General features: G+C 39.1%; 16 protein-coding genes and 1 riboswitch. Of the genes, 6 read left to right on the top strand and 10 right to left on the bottom strand.

What is annotated here, in order from left to right:
* Positions 1-14 precede the first annotated feature (14 nt).
* From AC5KOD_RS17900 to AC5KOD_RS17890, 3 genes are all read right to left on the bottom strand, one after another.
* Positions 15-974 (bottom strand): sortase domain-containing protein, encoded by a 960-nt coding sequence (locus AC5KOD_RS17900; protein WP_496915954.1) that lies wholly within the window; start codon positions 972-974, stop codon positions 15-17.
* 357 nt (positions 975-1,331) lie between these two features.
* Positions 1,332-2,036 carry a sortase domain-containing protein gene (locus tag AC5KOD_RS17895; protein WP_496915953.1) on the bottom strand — a complete coding sequence of 235 codons (705 nt, stop codon included), beginning with the start codon at positions 2,034-2,036 and terminating at the stop codon, positions 1,332-1,334.
* A 5-nt stretch (positions 2,037-2,041) separates the two neighbouring features.
* Complete coding sequence (locus AC5KOD_RS17890; protein ID WP_496915952.1) at positions 2,042-2,248, bottom strand: hypothetical protein; 207 nt, start codon at positions 2,246-2,248, stop codon at positions 2,042-2,044.
* A 426-nt stretch (positions 2,249-2,674) separates the two neighbouring features.
* Between AC5KOD_RS17890 and AC5KOD_RS17885 the strand changes: the two genes are divergently transcribed.
* Positions 2,675-3,148 carry a helix-turn-helix transcriptional regulator gene (locus tag AC5KOD_RS17885; RefSeq protein ID WP_496915951.1) on the top strand — a complete coding sequence of 158 codons (474 nt, stop codon included), beginning with the start codon at positions 2,675-2,677 and terminating at the stop codon, positions 3,146-3,148.
* A gap of 147 nt (positions 3,149-3,295) precedes the next feature.
* Here AC5KOD_RS17885 and AC5KOD_RS17880 read toward each other — a convergent pair whose 3' ends face one another.
* Positions 3,296-4,162 carry a PhzF family phenazine biosynthesis protein gene (locus tag AC5KOD_RS17880; protein ID WP_496915950.1) on the bottom strand — a complete coding sequence of 289 codons (867 nt, stop codon included), beginning with the start codon at positions 4,160-4,162 and terminating at the stop codon, positions 3,296-3,298.
* 148 nt (positions 4,163-4,310) lie between these two features.
* Here AC5KOD_RS17880 and AC5KOD_RS17875 point away from each other — a divergent pair, with 148 nt between their 5' ends.
* Positions 4,311-4,787, top strand: coding sequence for a nucleoside deaminase (locus tag AC5KOD_RS17875; RefSeq protein ID WP_496915949.1), 477 nt, complete (start codon positions 4,311-4,313; stop codon positions 4,785-4,787).
* Positions 4,788-4,920: 133 nt separating this feature from the next.
* Positions 4,921-5,024: riboswitch (TPP riboswitch) on the top strand.
* A gap of 66 nt (positions 5,025-5,090) precedes the next feature.
* Positions 5,091-5,681 (top strand): energy-coupled thiamine transporter ThiT, encoded by a 591-nt coding sequence (gene thiT / locus AC5KOD_RS17870; RefSeq protein WP_496915948.1) that lies wholly within the window; start codon positions 5,091-5,093, stop codon positions 5,679-5,681.
* A gap of 44 nt (positions 5,682-5,725) precedes the next feature.
* On the opposite strand, the gene AC5KOD_RS17865 is transcribed toward thiT, so the two are convergent.
* The 4 genes from AC5KOD_RS17865 to AC5KOD_RS17850 form a co-directional block, all read right to left on the bottom strand.
* The gene (locus tag AC5KOD_RS17865; RefSeq protein WP_496915947.1) at positions 5,726-7,486 is read right to left on the bottom strand and encodes an ABC transporter ATP-binding protein; all 1,761 of its coding nucleotides are present in this window, start codon (positions 7,484-7,486) and stop codon (positions 5,726-5,728) included.
* Complete coding sequence (locus AC5KOD_RS17860; protein ID WP_496915946.1) at positions 7,487-9,214, bottom strand: ABC transporter ATP-binding protein; 1,728 nt, start codon at positions 9,212-9,214, stop codon at positions 7,487-7,489.
* Between the two features lie 905 nt (positions 9,215-10,119).
* Entirely contained in the window at positions 10,120-10,353 is a 234-nt protein-coding gene (locus AC5KOD_RS17855) for a DUF2922 family protein (protein ID WP_496915945.1), read from the bottom strand.
* A 6-nt stretch (positions 10,354-10,359) separates the two neighbouring features.
* Complete coding sequence (locus AC5KOD_RS17850; protein ID WP_496915944.1) at positions 10,360-10,962, bottom strand: helix-turn-helix transcriptional regulator; 603 nt, start codon at positions 10,960-10,962, stop codon at positions 10,360-10,362.
* A gap of 604 nt (positions 10,963-11,566) precedes the next feature.
* On the opposite strand from AC5KOD_RS17850, the gene AC5KOD_RS17845 reads away from it, so the two are divergent.
* The 3 genes from AC5KOD_RS17845 to AC5KOD_RS17835 all read left to right on the top strand — a co-directional run bounded on the left by AC5KOD_RS17845 (position 11,567) and on the right by AC5KOD_RS17835 (position 14,323).
* Complete coding sequence (locus tag AC5KOD_RS17845; protein ID WP_496915943.1) at positions 11,567-12,358, top strand: putative ABC transporter permease; 792 nt, start codon at positions 11,567-11,569, stop codon at positions 12,356-12,358.
* Between the two features lie 19 nt (positions 12,359-12,377).
* Positions 12,378-13,175: an alpha/beta hydrolase gene (locus AC5KOD_RS17840; protein ID WP_496915942.1), complete on the top strand. Its 798-nt coding sequence runs from the start codon at positions 12,378-12,380 to the stop codon at positions 13,173-13,175.
* Positions 13,176-13,699: 524 nt separating this feature from the next.
* Positions 13,700-14,323 carry a 50S ribosomal protein L25/general stress protein Ctc gene (locus AC5KOD_RS17835; RefSeq protein ID WP_496915941.1) on the top strand — a complete coding sequence of 208 codons (624 nt, stop codon included), beginning with the start codon at positions 13,700-13,702 and terminating at the stop codon, positions 14,321-14,323.
* Positions 14,324-14,385: 62 nt separating this feature from the next.
* Here the strand turns inward: AC5KOD_RS17835 and AC5KOD_RS17830 are convergent, their stop codons facing one another.
* Positions 14,386-14,568 (bottom strand): hypothetical protein, encoded by a 183-nt coding sequence (locus tag AC5KOD_RS17830; RefSeq protein WP_496915940.1) that lies wholly within the window; start codon positions 14,566-14,568, stop codon positions 14,386-14,388.
* A gap of 293 nt (positions 14,569-14,861) precedes the next feature.
* Positions 14,862-15,602 (bottom strand): amino acid ABC transporter ATP-binding protein, encoded by a 741-nt coding sequence (locus tag AC5KOD_RS17825; RefSeq protein WP_496915939.1) that lies wholly within the window; start codon positions 15,600-15,602, stop codon positions 14,862-14,864.

Genomic DNA, 15,602 nt, shown 5'->3' with positions numbered 1-15,602 from the left:
GTGTCAGGCTATTATTACGCTGCGTTAGCCATAACAATCAGATTAATATCATCGTTAATACATGTTTGAAGAGTGATTCGTTCGCCACCACCAGAGCCGACGATAGCATCAGAATAACTTTGACCATCTGAGATGCCAGTCGCGTAGTCATCTACTTGAATAAGTTGGTTGACTGTATAGTAAGTTGGGGTACCAGCGCCGTCAGTTACAGTGATTTGGCTACCATTAGAGAGTGAAAATAATGTCCCAAAAACACCTGGATTATGTCCGATAAAGTGAGTATTGGCTCCGTCACTTCCTGATTGAACAGCAGCCCCTCCCCAAGTTGCAATGACATTTGGGTTGCTATCAATAACAGCTTGACCACTTCCTTGTCCTGCATTCTCATAAGAAATACTGATGCCACCAAGATACATCGTGTTTGGTGCCCAAGCTGGTTCGCTTGCTGGAGCGGGTTGGCTTTCAGCCGGTGCTTCTGCAACTACCACTGATTCAGCAATTTCTTCGTAAACAGGTGCTTCTTCCACAGGTTGAGCCTCAACGGAGCTACTGGTGTCAGTGACCTCTGGCTCAGTGGCTTGAACTGGGGCACTAACGTGGATGGTGATGGTGTTAGTTGTGACGTGATGTACATCATCTTCGGCCGTTAATGTGACTGCTTGATCGCCGACTTTGTCTGTCGTAAAGTCACTAGCGGTTACTGTTACGCTTTTACCTGCATAATCTTTAGCAGTCACCCCTGTTAAAACATCAACTTTGGTTCCTTGAGTAACCGCCCAATCTTTCTGGCCAATCATTTTAGGCGGTTCGGTTTCTTTATTTTTTGCAGTTGCTTTAATTAAGACTGCTTCTTTACGTTTCTTTTCAATTCTTTCTTGTGCAGCAAGATGCGAGCTTCGGGCGTAAAATAGGGTTCCGGTAACACCTATAATTGTCACTAAAGCCATCAAACTAATTATTAACTTTTTTTTCATTTTAATCCCTCCATGTAATGGTAAATGGTGAGATTTTGCCTTTATCGATAAAATTAAAATCTGCTTTCTTTTGCTACACTTATCATACGACCAGAAAGGGCGAATGTGGATAATTTTGCCTATTTCCATTGAAAAGCAAGCGTTATTTTAATTTGTAGTTGTTGATATGGCGTACTTTATAGTCTATTTTTCAATTTTTGCTTATCATTATGAAGAAAGTTGCTATCATTCTATTTCATTTCACTTATTTTATAAAATAGAGTGAGAATACTGTTTTTAATAGGTGTATTATTAAAATGTTTGTGAATTTTTAAAAATCAAGAAAAGTAAAAAGACATATTGTTATTGAAAACGTAATTAAATTCTATTTACCATTACAATTAAATTAACAGCATCGTTCACACATGTCTGTAAAGTAATCCGCTCACCGCCACCAGAGCCAATAATCTGTTCAGAGTAATCTTGTCCGTTAGATATGTCAGCGGCATAATCGTCAACTTGGAGAAGTTGGTTGACTACATAGTAGGTTGGTGTGCCAGAACCATCAGTAACAATGAGTTGATCGCCAATACCAAGGGAGAACAGCACATTAAAAATCCCTGGATTATGCCCAATAAAGTGGGGATTTGCACCATCAGTTCCAGATTGTACAGCTGAGCCACCCCAAGTAGCGATGACGTCTGGATTAGTGTCAATGACACTTTGGCCAGTTGCTTGTCCCGCGTTAACATATGGAATCGTCATTCCCCCAACATACATTGTGAACGGAGCCCATGTGGGTTGGCTAGATAGGTTAGTAGGTTCTGGCACAGAGATTTCCTCACTGGCTGTCTCAGCAGGGGCTTCTGTTGCAGGCTCTGGAGCTGGAACGGTTGCGTCAGTCGTAGTTGGTTGATTATCACTTGTGTCAGCGGCCTTGACCTGTACATTAATTTCTTTAGTTGATTTATTATGAGAGCCGTCTTCAGCAGTAATAGTGACACGATAGGTTCCCACAGTTTCTTTAGGAAAGTCGCTAGCACTTAATTTAATCGTCTTGTCTCGATTGTCAGTTGCAGTCACCCCATCTAAAACATTGATTGGATCGCCTTGAGTGATAATCCAATCCTTTTGTCCACTGATAACAGGGGCTCTATGTCTTTTTCTTCGCTAATAATGGTTTCTTTTGGTGTTTCTGTGGCCGCTACTTTTTTATCTTGGATATATGATAAGGTCCCGGCAACGCTCATCACACTCACTAAAACTAAGCCACTTATTAAAGTATTTTTTTTCATCGTTATCCCTCCACAAATAATAAATGGTGAGATTTTTCTTTTGTCGACAAAATTAAAATCTACTTTTTTTTTACAAAAATATAATAAAAAAAATCAAAAAAATGTTAAGTGTTATGTTTTGAAAATTTCTGTCAAATTTTGCATATCGATATGCAATTGATGAAGTGTGATAAAAAGCCGTTTTAGTCTAGAAGGTAGGTTACCAACCAGATGAGAAATGGTTGGGTGGGAAATTAAGGTGAAGTGTGATATCTGCTAAAATGATGATAATCATGTATCCTAATTTTAATTGGAAAAGTGAGCGGAATTAGGGTATTGTAAGAATGACTATTATTTTTATCATCTTTTTTTAGCAAAATATAAAGAGATTTGCTAGTGCTGAATCATAAAAAAGTCTATGGTTAAGATATCGAAAGGAAGTTATCAATGACTATCACGCATCAATTAAAACAGTATCATAAAAAGTATGGCTGGTCTCAAGAGGAATTGGCAGAAAAAGTATTTGTTTCTCGTCAAACTATCTTTAATTGGGAAACAGGACGAAGTTATCCGGATCTTCGTAGTTTATTAATGCTGAGTGAGCTCTTTGATATTTCTTTAGATGAATTAGTTAAAGGAGACTTGAAGATGATGAAAAATGAATTAGAAATAGGTAAAATGAATAAGTACAGTCTAGGAATGTTTGGAGGATGGGTTTCACTGGTGCTAGCAACTTCGTTAGTTGTAGTAGTTGGCTTCTATGGCTTCTTGTTAATGGCATTAGCAGTTGCTTGGTTATTCTACTGTGCCTTTAAACTAGAAAGGGTTAAAAAGGCTCATAACATTCAAACCTATGCGGAAATTACGGCCTTTATGGAAAATAAAGAACCGCAAGAGCACGTAATAGATAAAGAGCATTGAAAAGGTGAAAAAGTGCTACTGATGATGGCATCAGTAGTTATGACACTAGTTGCGTTAATGATAGTCACGTTCTTGTTGAAGCAATTTATTTAAATAATTACTTAAAAAAGCTATCAGATGAGGTGAAATACCCGTCTGATAGCCTTTTTATGGTAGCTGAATTTCTTGTTTGATGACGGCTTGTCCGCCAATGAAAACTTGTTTTAAGGTTTGGTCGATGACCGTCAGTTCGGCTAAAATTTTTCCTGTTTGATCAGCTGTTTGTCGTCCTTGTCTAAAGTCATATCTAAGTTTAGTGTGGTTGACATGCTTGAATAAGTAGCAGGCGAGCGCTGCATTAGAAGTTCCAGTCGCGTATTCTTCATCGATACCAACTGATGGAGCAAAATTGCGGCATAGGGTTGGCAACTGGTTGTCCTCTGGTAGCGTAAAGACATGGTAGCCAATAATAGTTAGCTCCTTTGAAATAGCTGAGATTTTTTTGAAGTCAGGTTGTAAATTTTGCAGTATAGTTGAGTTCTTAACAGGAATCATTAGGTCTTTTAAGCCAGTCGAAACAATTGTTAATGGGAGCTCCGTTAACAAATCTGTCACAGATAAACCAAGAGAGTTGGCAATCTCTTGGTTGTTTGGTTGTAAGTCGTAGAAAACAGGCAATTGCTGTTCCATAAAAATGGTCCCATCCTCTGATAAAGATATCGCAAAAGAACCCGCTTTAGTATGGATGGTTTGATATTTTTCTACAAGTAATTGCAGATGATTTAGTAAATGAAAAGCCGCGATTGTTGCATGACCACACAAAGGAACTTCAGCTAAGGGGGTAAAATAGCGACAGTTAAACTCGGTTTGATTTATAGGCGCTACAAAGATAGTTTCTGCATAACCTAAGCGGGCTGCAATAGTTTGCATTTCTAGGTCTGACAGGTTATCGGTCTCTGTTACTAGTTTGACTCCGGCAGGATTGCCACCTGCTCCTTGATAGATAAAGCTGTTAACTTCATATACGATTGACATGCTGTTCCTCCTTGTTAGACGGTTATCATCAGTCTACCATATTCGCATAGTAATATGGCTATTTAGCTGAAGCCTTTTTTGAGGGGATGAGTTACTGTATAATGGATAAGTATCGAACAAATCAGAGAAAATGAAAAGAGGAAGTAAAATGACTCAACATATTCCGTATTTAACTCGTTGTATTGACTTATCGAAAGAGGCTAGAAAGCATGGTAATACGCCTTTTGGAGCTTTATTAGTTAATAATCAGGGAGAAATTATTTTAGAACAAGAGAATATTGAGGTGACTGAGCACGTTTGTACGGGTCATGCTGAAACGACGTTAGTTCAGGAAGCGTCGAGACGATATAGCAAAGCTTTTCTGGCAGAGTGTGTTCTCTATACAACTGCTGAGCCTTGTGCGATGTGTACAGGAGCGATTTATTGGTCAAATGTAGGGACGATTGTCTATGGTATGACTGAAAAGCGTCTATTAGCTTTAACTGGTAGTGATGAACAAAATCCAACCTTCGATTTGCCTTGCCGAGATGTTTTAGCTAGAGGTCAAAAAGAGGTCACAGTAATTGGGCCATTTCCAGAACTTGAGGAAGCGATAGCGGAAGTTCATCAGGGATTTTGGCAATAAGCTTAGAGGTAGGGGAAAACGAGAGTCATTCAAAAAAAGCGACTGCCACAAGCAATTCCAAGCGTTTGACATATCATGAAAACACTGTTATTATGTGGGAGTGATAGGGATATTACACAACTAAATAGAACTTACCATCACAAAGGGGTGCCTGAAAAGGCTGAGATTAAGCGCAAGCTTGGACCCTTCGAACCTGATTGAGTTGATACTTACGTAGGGATTGTGATGGAGCAGAATATATTATTCTACTCCTCCTTTGTTGTATGGCCTTTGTTCTATACAAATTTAAGGAGGAGTTTTTTTATGACGTCAAAACGCTTATTAGTTTGGATTGAAGGAGCAGTAGTTGCTGCTTTAGCTATCGTACTTTCATTGATTCCAATCGGAATAGGTAGCAGTTTTTCAGTTTCATTAGGGATGATTCCCTTAACGATCTACGCGATGCGTCGGGGCACAATGCCTGGACTATATGCTGGATTGATTTGGGGGTTATTGCATTTTTTAACAGGACAAGTCTATTTTTTAAGTGTCATTCAAGTCTTGATTGAGTATTTACTGGCCTTTACTTTTGCCGGATTTGCTGGCGTGTATCATGATAAAATCGTTCAAGCAGTTAAAACTGGCAATCGTAGTCAGTTACTTGGTTCTATTGTTGCTGCCACCTTAGTTGGAAGTGTGGCTCGTTATTTTTGGCACTTTGTCGCAGGCGTTGTATTTTGGGGAGCCTATGCCTTTGGTGGCATGAGTCCTTTGCTTTTCTCATTGGTAATGAATGGGGCGAGTGGCTTGGCAACAGCAGCAGTCACCGCGATTATTGCTGTTGCAATCGCCATTAAAATGCCGCAACTGTATATGGCCGGTGAGAAAATTTCACCAGTAAATCAAGTAAAATAATACCGTAAAAAGCCCTTTTCCATTTTCGGAAAAGGGCTTTTTGGTTATTCTTCTGAAAACTGTGATTCATGGAGCTGTCTATAAAACCCGTTTGGCTTTTTAAGTAAGTCTTCATGACGACCAATTTCGACAATCTGACCATTGTCCATTACGAGGATAGTATCAGCCTCGCGGATTGTGGACAAGCGATGGGCAATGACAAAGCTTGTTTTACCCGTCATCATTTTTAGGAAAGCTGCTTGAATCGTTTGCTCGGTCAATGTGTCAACAGAGCTAGTGGCCTCGTCAAGAATCAACATAGGCGGTTCAGAAATCATCGTTCGAGCAATTGTTAGAAGCTGTCGCTGCCCATCGGAAATTTTGATGCCAGCACTGCCAATAACGGTATCATAGTCCTGTGGCAATTTCTTGATAAAGGAATGAATATTGGCAGCCTGAGTCGCTGCGATGATGTCTTCCTCTCGAGCCTCTGGTCGTCCAAAGGTGAGATTATCTCGAATCGACCCATCGAAGAGCCATGTATCCTGTAGAACCATGCCAAAAGCTTGTCGCAAAGAATCGCGAGTGTAGGCTGTAATTGACTGTCCGTCAATTTCGATGCTGCCCTCATTAATATCATAGAAGCGCATCAATAAATTAACTAAAGTAGACTTTCCAGCACCAGTTTTACCGACAATAGCAACAGTCTCACCAGGCTGTACCTCCAAATTCAGCCCTTGAATCAAGGGTTTGTCAGGAACGTAAGAAAAGGAAACATTCCTAAAGCTGATAGCCCCTTTAGCTTGGGTTAAACCTAACGCGTTCGGCGAGTCTGGTGTTTCAGACGGCTCATCAATAATCGCAAACGTTCGTTCAAGTCCTGCTAAAGCTGTTTGAATTTGAGTGGTAATGCCTGATAATTCGATAAAAGGTTTCGAAAATTGACTTGAATAAATCGTAAAGCTAGAGATCATTCCAACACTGAGATTGCCTGTTCCTTTAAGCGCGAGCAAGCCGCCAACTAGCCCGATAAAAACGTAAGCAAGGTGGTCGATAAATCGAGAGAGTGGGTTAGTCAGAGAAGAAGCGAATTGAGCTTTTTGACCTTCAACTAATAGTTTATTATTCATTGCATCGAAGGTTTTTTGCGAGACCTCTTCATGTTGGAAGGCTTTAACGATTTTTTGGTTTCCAATAACTTCATTGACAAAGCCGGAGATCTCACCGACGATTTTTTGCTGGGCAGAGAAGCGTTTTTGACTAGTGTGTGCCACCACCCATGTGACCAAAAATATCAATGGCGTGGCAATCAAGACGACGATAGTTAAAATCGGACTGAGAATCAGCATGGATAATAAGGAGATGACCACGATCGTCATGCCAGAAAAAAGTGTATTGAAAATCGCGACGCAAGCCTCAGAAACAAAATCTAAATCATTGGTAAAACGGCTGATAATAGTGCCGTGAGCGGTCTGATCATAGTAATTAATTGGCAAATTATTTAAGTGATAGAACGTGTCTTTTCGTAACTCTGCAACAGCCTTATAGGACATACAATTGCCGAGCAGTTGCACAAGCCATTGGGAAAGAGAGGCAACCAATAAAATTCCCGCTAATAAATATAAAATTCGCATTAAGGCACTAAAGTTGACCTGCCCCTCGCCAATCATGGTGTCGATCCCTTTACCAGTCAGGTAAGTCATAATAACCGTGGCGGTCCCACCACTGATACCTAATAATAAGGCACCAGTAATTTCCAATTTATAAACGGCTAAGTATGGTAAAAAGCGTTTGAAAGGAGTTGAGTTGCTTGATTTATTACGCATTTACTCGTCCTCCTTTTCTTGTTGTGAGGCAAAAATTTCTTGGTAAACTTCTGAATGAGCCATTAAGTGGTCGTGCGTTCCCAGTCCCACTTGTTGGCCATCTTTTAGAACTAATATTTTGGCAGCCTGTTGGACAGAACTAACTCGTTGAGAGACAATAATTAAACTTGTATCGGTCAAATCCCGATGTAGTGCTTGGCGCAATTCAAAGTCAGTTTGATAATCTAGAGCACTTAGGGAGTCATCCAAAATCAGAAAATGGGGGTGCTTAATTAGAGCTCGAGCGATAGTTAACCGTTGCCGTTGCCCTCCTGAAAAGTTTTTTCCACCTTCTAAAACTGGCGTATCTAGCTGTTCTGGCAAGGCTTTGACAAAATCATACGACTGAGAAGTCCGAAGCGCCTGCCAGCACTCCTCATCAGTTGCCTCGGGTTTTCCCCATTGAAGATTATCGCGAATAGTACCCGTAAAGAGGACACTCGTTTGTGGCACGATACCAATTTTTTTGCGTAAATCAGTTAAGGCATAATCCTTAACGTTGTGACCTAAGAGCTGAACGCTTCCTTGGGTTGCTTCATAAAAACGCGGAATTAATTGCGTTAGAGTACTCTTTCCACTTCCTGTTGGGCCGATAATACCCAACATTTCGCCTTTTTCTAAGGCGAAATCAATGGCCTCTAAGGCTAGCCCGCTTTTTGCGCTATAGCGAAAGCTCAGATTTTTAAACACAAGAGGAGCTGCTGAGTCGATAGGAAGTAACTCTTTATCAGAATGGTCTTGAATGCTGACTTCGGCGTTAAAAATTTCATTTACTCGCTCCGCGGACGCAGAAGCTCGAGTGAAGATAACGACTAAGTTTGAGACAACAATCAAGGCTAAGAGCATTTGAATTAGATAGTTAATTAATGCTAATACTTCACCTTGCCCCATAGCACCAGTGTTGACATTTAGCCCACCAAAATAAAGCAGAGCCACAATGGATGCGTTCATAATAAAGGTTGTAGCAGGATTTAACAACGCGGAAATATTCGCCACTCGCGTGTAAGCTTGAGCTAAATTATCGCTAGTATCAACCATTTTATGTCGTTCATTTTCTTTTTGCGCGAAAGCACGAATAACCCGTACCCCACTAAGATTTTCCTGAATCACTTGATTTAAATGATCCAATTTTTCTTGAACCTTTTTAAATAGTGGCACTGTTTTTTTCATCATAAAAAAAAGAATTAGACAGAACACTGGCAAGGAGAAAACAAAGATTAAAGCCATTTTAGGATTGATATAAAAAGCCATGACAACGGAGCCAATACTCAAAAAAGGAGCTCGGATGACTAAACGAATCAGCATTGCTAAAGCAAGTTGAAGTTGATTAATATCGCTGGTCATGCGAGTAATTAAAGTGGCTGTTCCAAAATCATTTAGCTCTTGATGAGACAAGGTATTGATTTTTTTCATCAATTGCTTGCGTAATTCTGTTCCAAAGCCTTGTGAGGCAATTGAGGCATAGTATTGACAAATCATGACACAAACTAAGCCAATAACTGACATAGCGATCATTGTCATTGCTGATTTAATGACATAATTAGGGTCATTTTTAGCAATACCATTATCAATTAAACGGGCCATGTAAATAGGTAATAATAGCTCAAAAACTGCCTCTAAAAATTTGAAAAATGGCCCAAGAATAATTTCTTTTCGGTATTTTTTAGTGTATTTAAGTAATGAAACCATTAATTTCCTCCCAATAATAGGTATTAATAACTGCTTACCCGATCACTTTTCAATCAATGTGGTTACTTTTTTTGGTAAAAGTCATGAAAGTTCTCTAAAAACATTATACACTAATGCGTGTTATTTAACACGGAGGGGAGTGTTGTGAATCTAGTGAAGAAAGTAAAAAAGTGGAAATAGGCTGGATTATTTAATGTGGTAGTCGAAAAAGGGGAGGTAACACAATTAGCCTCTGGAGAATGTGACTTCCCCAGAGGCTAATTGGATGGCTGTCACCCAATTTATTTTTGATTTGAGACTCTCATCTAATTGTAAATAATTTATCAACATGTATCATTTGAAGCACCACTTCATTGAATTTTGACTGCTCTACCACATGGTGTGACAGCCTTTCGCAAATTCCCAGTCGGGTTAATTAACAAGATAAAAGTCCAACGCAACTCAAGCCGTTTAAAAGTATCATATGAAGAATCCCTTCGTTGAGTTTTGACTGATCTAGCCCATGGTGCGACAGCCTTTCGTAAATTCCTAGTCAGATTAATTAACAAGATAAAAGTCCAACGCAACTCAAGCCATTCAAAAGTATCATATGAAGAATCCCTTCGTTGAGTTTTGACTGATCTAGCCCATGGTGTGACAGCCTTTCGCAAATTCTGAGTACGATTAAATAACAAGACAAAAGTCCAACGCAACCTAAGACCTTCAAAAGTATCATCTGAAGCACCACTTTATTGAATTTTGACCGCTCTACTCCATGGTGTGACAGCTTTTCGCGAATTCCGAGTCGGATTAATTAGCAAGACAAAAGTCCAACGCAACCTAAGTTCTTCAAAAGTATCATATGAAGAATCCCTTCGTTGAGTTTTGACCGCACTACTCCATGGTGCGATAGCTTTCATAATAAATTAACTTGTAAAAAGATCACGAGTAGTGATTTCAATTCTTTTGATATTTTGGCAGTATACCAAATGGCGATCATTTGCTTTAGTATCAATCAATATATTTTTGTTTAACTCCTCTTGAATGCTTTGTTGCAGCAATATTGGATCTAGTCCTTCCAAGAAGGAGGTCACGTTCATTCGATGTTTCTTCCCCATTTGGTTGACAAAAATAAACTGTAGATATTTCCGCTTTTTCATATGTTGTTACTCCTTTCCTGTTTGATTTTGTTGTTGGATGGCGGCATACTGCTCCACAATAGCCTGCTCTCCCTTAATAGTAGCGCGTTGAAAGCGTGCAACCACTTCTCTAGCTTGTGAATCAAAGCCGCACATCTGCATGCCCATTGCTATTTTATTAATGTGAGTAATGGCCGCAGTTTCTTTTCCTTTGAAATGAAAACTAGCCGCTCTGGCGGCTTCTCGGCTTCCTCGCTGCATTAGTTGATGGCTTTCATAGTTCCAGCGGCTAATACTTGCTAGTTTTTCTTCTGCTTCAAGTATGTTTCCATTTGAGAAATCCTTCAAAATTTGCTGTTCTATTTCAAGGTCACGGCGTTTCTTTTTGGACGGTCGTTTTTGTGAAGTGCTAGAAAGTATGAGCTTTCCGCCACAGGATTCTATAGCATTGACCAATAAATTTAAACTCAATTTTCCAATGGCGGCATTTTCTAACCGCATGACGGTTTGGCGACTAACGCCCATTTTCTTAGCTAAGAAATCTTGTGTCCATTGTTTTTCCTTTCGCAAGTCTCTCACGAGCTTAGAGGCATCTTTGAGATTATCATGTGTGGTATTATCTTCGGTCATTATTTTTTTCCTTTCTTAGTAGGCACAGGATTATTTCGAATGGAGATTTAGCGGTTGGTGTCTATTTGCGGTGATACATTATTACTAGAAAAAAAACAGCTGTTTTGTTAAAAAGTGAGCAATCCTTTTTCTCACAAATGGTTAAATTAACTTAGTTTTGGGAAATGCTGTCATTAGTTTGACTTTTGATTTTTTTTAGTTTGTTGTGAATCGCCTGCTACCAAGCCGTTTTAAGGTGATGGCAAACAATCAAATTAATGTTAGCCAGTAAATTAACTGTATTCTTACCTCATTGTTGCATTATTATGAAAACGTTGTCAATGTTTTTTAAACGCTTATTTGATCATAATTAGTTTAATAACAGGGAGACTGATTTTTGATAAATGATAATGCTGAAAAGTGTTTATTAACTTAATGAAAAGATTGTTATGATGTGGTTTGTTGTCAATTGTATGTTAACTAACCATAAAAGGGTTCTATCTAGAGGTTTAAGGTCATTGTTTTATGATAGAAGACTATCCTCCTTTTAGTCATATTTGCGTAATAATTCACGACAGTTTCCGTGAGGTTTGGTACAATAAAAGAAAACAAAAGAGGTGAGGGTGTGTCGATTTTTAGTCGAGTTGTGCTATTATTTGTTATTTATTCGATTATTGGCTGGCTGTGGGAGACTGTTTACTGTTCTCTAAAGGCTAAGAAATTTGTTTATCGCGGTTTTTTAGTGGGGCCTTATTGTCCGATTTATGGGTTTGGTGTGGTGAGTGTGCTCTATTTTGTGGAGCCGTATCAAAATAATGTGTTAGTGCTCTATGTATTTTCGGCTGTTTTGGTGACAGTGCTGGAGTATCTTACAAGTTATGTCTTGGAAAAGCTGTTTCATGCCACTTGGTGGGATTATCATGATGTGCCATTGAATATTAATGGCCGTATCGCAGTACCTGTATCTTTGTTTTGGGGGCTAGCGTGTGTCTTGATTGTCAAAGTCATTCATCCACAAGTTCAGGTGTTGGCGAGCTTTTTAGAGCGGACATTTGGAAATGGATTGCCAATTATCTTGATAGTCCTAATGGGAATGGATTTAATTTACACGGTGACGAATATGCTAGCTTTTCGCAAAGCTATGGCTGCTTGGTCTCAGGCAGTTGAATCGAGTAAGGCCGAGCTAAAGGCTCGCGTGACAACGGAGTTGGAAGAGAAAAAAGAGCAGTTGGTGGTCAGTCGTTCAGAGTTAGTTAACAAGCTACGTGAGAAGCGGAGTGAACTGGCAAAATTACCTAAAATTAATTTTAATCATCGCCGTATCTTAGGAAGCTTTAGCCAATTTAAGATGACTGATGTGGTTAATATGGATGAATTACGAGCGGCTATAAAAGAACTACGACCTAAAAAAAAGTAAAGATAATGAGGGAAGTTAAATGGCGTTAATGCAAGTCAGTTATTTTTCAAATGTATTAGGAATGACAATGTCGATGAATGTGATTATACCTCAGCAAACGAAAACCCAAATTGGAATGACTGGGACAGTAACTACTGAAGAGTACCCGACCTTGTATTTGTTACATGGCATGAGCGATGATCACAGTATTTGGTTACGCCGAACATCAATTGAGCGTTATGTGAGCGAGTTGGGAATCGCGGTTGTGATGCCGACCACACATTTGGGATGGTACACAGACACCGCCTATGGACTTAATTACTGGCAACATATCTCAGAAGAGCTGCCGCAAATCTGTCGTGAATTTTTTCCGAAAATGTCTAAAAAACGTGAGGAGACTTTTGTGGCTGGTTTGTCTATGGGTGGCTACGGAGCGTTCAAACTAGGCTTACGTCAGTCCGAAACATTTGGTGCTGCTGCGTCACTTTCAGGTGCATTGGATATTGCAACAGCTTTTAAACAGGGAGAGATGGAAGCTGATTCTCCTTTTTGGCAGGGAATATTTGGTTCAGCCGAGAGTCTAACAGGTTCCAATAATGACTTGCTGTATTTGAGTGATGAGCTGGTAAAAAGCGATCGACCTAAACCACGCCTCTTTATGTGGTGTGGCAAACAGGATTTTTTATATGGTCAGAATCAACGGGCCTTAACTCATTTAAACAATTTGGATTATGATGTTACTGCGAGTTTTAGTAATGGGGATCATAAGTGGGAAGACTGGGATGAACAAATTCAAGTAGCATTGAAGTGGTTATTATCTGAGAAAAAACACGATTAATAGATAGACACACCGATTAATCACGAAAGTTAAATGTGGTTAATCGGTGATTTTTTAATGAATAAATCATGAAAAAAGTAAATAAAATATTAAATTATCACTTAAAAAGCGGTTTCTTCGCTAGAATAACCGCTAAATTTGACTTAAATAGGTATTGCTAGTATGGTTAGGACATAAGCTTATATTATAGTGCGAGTTTTGTTAAGCCGTCAGTTGTTGATGGTAGACAGAAAGCTTGCGATGAGCAAATAGCTAATTTAGTGGACTAGATTAGTTGTTTAAGCAATCTCGTTTGTTTTTTGATTAGTGAATGATGAAGGCCTGTCCAGCCAGAGGTATTCTTTATAATTGAGAGAGATTGTCTATAACTATAAGTGGAAGTTCGTTTCTCAAGAAATGGCAAAAAAAGATTTAATGTTTAGAGCTAGTGTAGGATTAAGTGAAAATTGATTGAGGATTTGACTCCTATTCTAGACCTAAAACGAGCTTATTTTTGGATAATATCTTAAGGAGGAAGAATAATTATGGCAGTAATCTTAAAAGTAGCAGAAAGAGCGGTTAGACCGAGATCATTACGTAAGAAATTACGTGCAGAAGGACAAGTCCCAGGTGTCGTTTACGGCAACAAAATTGAAAACACGGCTATTTCAGTAGATGGCAAAGAATTGACCCGTATTTTGAAAGAGAATGGTCAAAATGCTGTTTATACGTTAGAAATTGACGGTAGAAAAGTCCCAACGTTATTGTACGATCAACAATTAGATACCTTTAAGCGGGATTGGGTACACGTAGAATTTTTAGCAGTGGACATGAACGAAGAAACAGAAGTTGAAGCAGAGATAGCACTAGTTGGAACACCTAAAGGAGTTAAGGCTGGTGGGGTTCTTGGACAAAACCTATACACAGTAATCGTATCTGCAACGCCAGATAAGTTACCAGACCGAATTGACGTAGATGTGTCAGGGATGGAGATTGGCGATGCTATTACAATAGCTGATATTCCTGTTAACTCAGACTTCACGATTGTAACAGATCCAGAAGAGCAAGTAGCAGTTGTGGAAGAAGCTCAAGTACATGAAGAGCCTGAAAGTGATGAAACAAGTGCCCCAACTCAACCAGAAGTTATTGGTGGAGATAAGGCTGAATAATTAATAAATAAAGGCTAGGACTGAAAAATGTCTTAGCCTTTTTAAGTGGCTGAATTGCGTGATTACTTGTTTTTTCGTAAGGTCATGATGGTTAATGGGATGGTCATGACTAAATAGCCGATGATAATAAGAATGGCAAGCATGATACTGAAATTTGAAATGTTTAACCACTTAATTAGTAAAAGTGGAATAAAAATTGAGAGACTATATACGATAAATAATTGCAAAAAACGTTTGAACTCCATGAACTACCTCCAACACCGCTCGTTTCGATTATTTTAGTCTGTTTAATTTGTTTAGACTAATTTCAAGCCTCTTTTAATTTAAGCTTTTTTTGAACGAAGAACAACTTTTCTGCTTAGGTAAAAGTGGGGAAAAAAGAGAGTTATCCACAGAAAAACAAAAGTTATCCACTTTTTTTGTGGATAACCCTGTTTATATTGTGAGTAACGATGAAAAAATGAGTGAAATTAATTAAAAAACTGTGAATAACTTTGTGTAAAAGTTATTCACAGTTTTTCTGAGTTGGGGAAAAGGTCTAATTATCTGATAAGACTCTTTCAAGAAACTGTTTTGTTCGTTCCTCAGTAGGATGATTAAAAATATGCTCAGGTGTGCCCGACTCGGCTATGACGCCTTTATCCATGAAGATCACCCGATCAGATACATCGCGGGCGAAGCCCATTTCATGGGTAACAACAACCATTGTCAGTCCTGATTCAGCTAAATCACGCATGATTTTTAAGACTTCGCCGACCATTTCTGGATCGAGAGCAGAGGTCGGTTCATCGAATAAGAGACAGTCAGGATTCATCGAGAGTGCTCTAGCAATGGCGACTCGCTGTTTTTGTCCTCCTGATAATTGCTTAGGTTTGGCGTGGCAAAAATCAGCCATGCCAACTTTTCGTAAGTTATCCACAGCTATTTTTTCAGCCTCAGCTGTTGATCGTTTTAAGACCTTGACTTGACCGACGACACAATTGCTCAAAACATCGTGATTATCAAACAGATTAAATTGCTGAAAGACCATGCCTAGATGGGTGCGGTACTCTGGTAGATTATAGGCTGATGCTAGGATGTCTTGACCATTGAAAAGGATTTTGCCTTTGGTCGGTTGTTCGAGTAAATTGATACAGCGTAGTAGGGTTGACTTTCCAGAACCTGAGGAGCCGATAATAGTCACCACTTCGCCTTTATCCACAGAGAGGCTGACGTCTTTTAGAACTTCATTTTGTCCATACCATTTATTAAGATGCTGAATATCAATCATTGTTGTCAT

It is taken from the genome of Vagococcus sp. WN80Y (assembly GCF_059621045.1).
The sequence above is the reverse complement of the archived record's forward strand: the minus strand, read 5'-3'. Positions and strand labels throughout refer to the sequence as shown.

Excerpts from the sequence above, each read along its gene's own strand:
- AC5KOD_RS17900 (WP_496915954.1), bottom strand. The coding sequence starts at position 974 with ATGAAAAAAAAGTTAATAATTAGTTTGATGGCTTTAGTGACAATTATA.
- AC5KOD_RS17890 (WP_496915952.1), bottom strand. The coding sequence starts at position 2,248 with ATGAAAAAAAATACTTTAATAAGTGGCTTAGTTTTAGTGAGTGTGATG.
- AC5KOD_RS17885 (WP_496915951.1), top strand. The coding sequence starts at position 2,675 with ATGACTATCACGCATCAATTAAAACAGTATCATAAAAAGTATGGCTGG.
- AC5KOD_RS17880 (WP_496915950.1), bottom strand. The coding sequence starts at position 4,162 with ATGTCAATCGTATATGAAGTTAACAGCTTTATCTATCAAGGAGCAGGT.
- AC5KOD_RS17875 (WP_496915949.1), top strand. The coding sequence starts at position 4,311 with ATGACTCAACATATTCCGTATTTAACTCGTTGTATTGACTTATCGAAA.
- thiT (WP_496915948.1), top strand. The coding sequence starts at position 5,091 with ATGACGTCAAAACGCTTATTAGTTTGGATTGAAGGAGCAGTAGTTGCT.
- AC5KOD_RS17865 (WP_496915947.1), bottom strand. The coding sequence starts at position 7,486 with ATGCGTAATAAATCAAGCAACTCAACTCCTTTCAAACGCTTTTTACCA.
- AC5KOD_RS17860 (WP_496915946.1), bottom strand. The coding sequence starts at position 9,214 with ATGGTTTCATTACTTAAATACACTAAAAAATACCGAAAAGAAATTATT.
- AC5KOD_RS17855 (WP_496915945.1), bottom strand. The coding sequence starts at position 10,353 with ATGAAAAAGCGGAAATATCTACAGTTTATTTTTGTCAACCAAATGGGG.
- AC5KOD_RS17850 (WP_496915944.1), bottom strand. The coding sequence starts at position 10,962 with ATGACCGAAGATAATACCACACATGATAATCTCAAAGATGCCTCTAAG.
- AC5KOD_RS17840 (WP_496915942.1), top strand. The coding sequence starts at position 12,378 with ATGGCGTTAATGCAAGTCAGTTATTTTTCAAATGTATTAGGAATGACA.
- AC5KOD_RS17835 (WP_496915941.1), top strand. The coding sequence starts at position 13,700 with ATGGCAGTAATCTTAAAAGTAGCAGAAAGAGCGGTTAGACCGAGATCA.
- AC5KOD_RS17830 (WP_496915940.1), bottom strand. The coding sequence starts at position 14,568 with ATGGAGTTCAAACGTTTTTTGCAATTATTTATCGTATATAGTCTCTCA.
- AC5KOD_RS17825 (WP_496915939.1), bottom strand. The coding sequence starts at position 15,602 with ATGACAACAATGATTGATATTCAGCATCTTAATAAATGGTATGGACAA.